General features: G+C 40.2%; 1 protein-coding gene and 1 pseudogene. Both read left to right on the top strand.

Translation table 11 applies throughout. The features are described 5' to 3' along the window. Positions 1-14: 14 nt before the first annotated feature. Positions 15-335, top strand: a pseudogene (locus HMPREF0666_RS15795) (ankyrin repeat domain-containing protein); the annotation flags it as partial. 243 nt (positions 336-578) lie between these two features. Continuing rightward, positions 579-1,634 carry an IS5 family transposase gene (locus HMPREF0666_RS15790; protein ID WP_009013392.1) on the top strand — a complete coding sequence of 352 codons (1,056 nt, stop codon included), beginning with the start codon at positions 579-581 and terminating at the stop codon, positions 1,632-1,634. Positions 1,635-1,768: the final 134 nt, after the last annotated feature.

Raw genomic sequence — 1,768 nt, 5'->3', positions numbered from 1 at the left:
AACCTCATGCAGTTATGTTTAACAGTGAAAGCACCTTATTAAGCGTTTTTTTTAGTGAGAAAGAATATCCCATTATTCAAGCCATTCATGATTGTAACAAGGATAAAATCCTTGATATGATGCACAAAGGATGGAACGTAAATTCTATGGGTAAACATGGTATGTCCTATCTGCTTTATGCCGTATGGGAGCATAACTATGACATGACAAAGTTTCTTTTAGAAAATGGAGCGGACCCTAATATCGTTTCTTCACTGACAAGTACACCCGATGTAATAGAACCTCGTCTTCCTTTAGAAATTTCATGTTATGATGATTATGGCATGAACTACCTCAATTCCGCAGCATTATTCTTTGCGATCTACTTTTATATATTGACGTGACATTTTGGTATTTATCCATTGATTTGGGACTTTTCTGGGGTTCTTGGTTCTTGCATAGGCATAAAATTCCCCACCCAAACCCAATGGGGGATATGATAGCCACAAAGAAATACTGTTTATTCAAGGAATGAGACCTCTGCAAAACTCTTAGTTTAGAAATTTGCTTATATCATTATTTTTTCGTACCTTTATAGTATGAAACAGCAACTCTCCTCTCTCAGTTTTGCCGACCTATTAGTCGGTCAGCGTAAGGTCAAGCAGACCTTCTTTTCTCAGATAGACAATATTATCGATTGGAATCCAATCCGTGGTATTATTGAAATTGCCTACACCAAAGGTAACAAGGCAACTGGTCGTCCGAGCTATGATAGTTTTGTGCTTTTTAAAATCGAACTTCTTCGTACTTGGTATGGTCTTAGTGATGGTGAGGTTGAGGAGCAGGTAAACGATCGTTTGTCTTTCAGCCGCTTTGTAGGACTGGGTTTGGAAGATGTTGCTCCTGATAGTACGACTGTATGTCGTTTCCGTAACATTCTTGTAGAGGCAGACCTTTATGATATGGTACTGAATGAGATTAACCGTCAGTTGGAGCAACAAGGTGTTATTGTCAAACGTGGGGCTATCGTCGATGCCAGCATTACCGATAGTCCTCGTCGTCCACGTGGTCGTAAGGAGTATGAGATAGTTGAGGACAGAGATGAAGAAACGGGTAAATTAAAATCCGAGAAAGCTATGCTCAAGGAGAAACTCAAGCCCAATGTGGACGGAGAGGCACGCTGGATCAAGAAAATGGGAAGGCTCCACTTTGGATACAAACGGCATTCAGTTACAGATGAAAATGGATTGGTTCTTGCAGAGGAGACTACCGCAGCTAATGAGAGCGACATCAAGCATTTGGAAACGCCCCTGAAAAAAGCAAATCTTCCGAAAAAGACTCTCGTATATGCTGATAAGGGTTATGACTCGGCAGAAAACAAGGAGACACTTGCTCGAATGAAACTAAAAAGTCGCATTATGCACAAAGGAACAAGGGCGCATAAGATTACAGAAAGAGAGAAACGCGTCAATGTGGCTATCAGTAAAATTAGGTACAGGGTGGAACGCACTTTTGGTTCCATACACAGATGGTTTAGGGGAGGTACGGCAAGATATGTAGGACTTGCCAAAACACATGCACAGCATATTATGGAGGCTGTTGCCTACAACTTATATCGAACGCCAGGGATAATTGTGTCCAATGCTCTCAAATAAAAGAAAATTGGACACAAATATAGATGATAATAATCGTTTTACGGCATCAATTATAACAATAAACACGTTGGAATATGCTTCTAAACACAACTAAATGGGAATTTCTCTATAAATGAAGGTTTTGCAGAGGTCTC

Origin of the sequence: Prevotella sp. C561 (assembly GCF_000224595.1) — a bacterium.
Classification (GTDB): Bacteria; Bacteroidota; Bacteroidia; order Bacteroidales; family Bacteroidaceae; genus Prevotella; species Prevotella jejuni.
The sequence above is the reverse complement of the archived record's forward strand: the minus strand, read 5'-3'. Positions and strand labels throughout refer to the sequence as shown.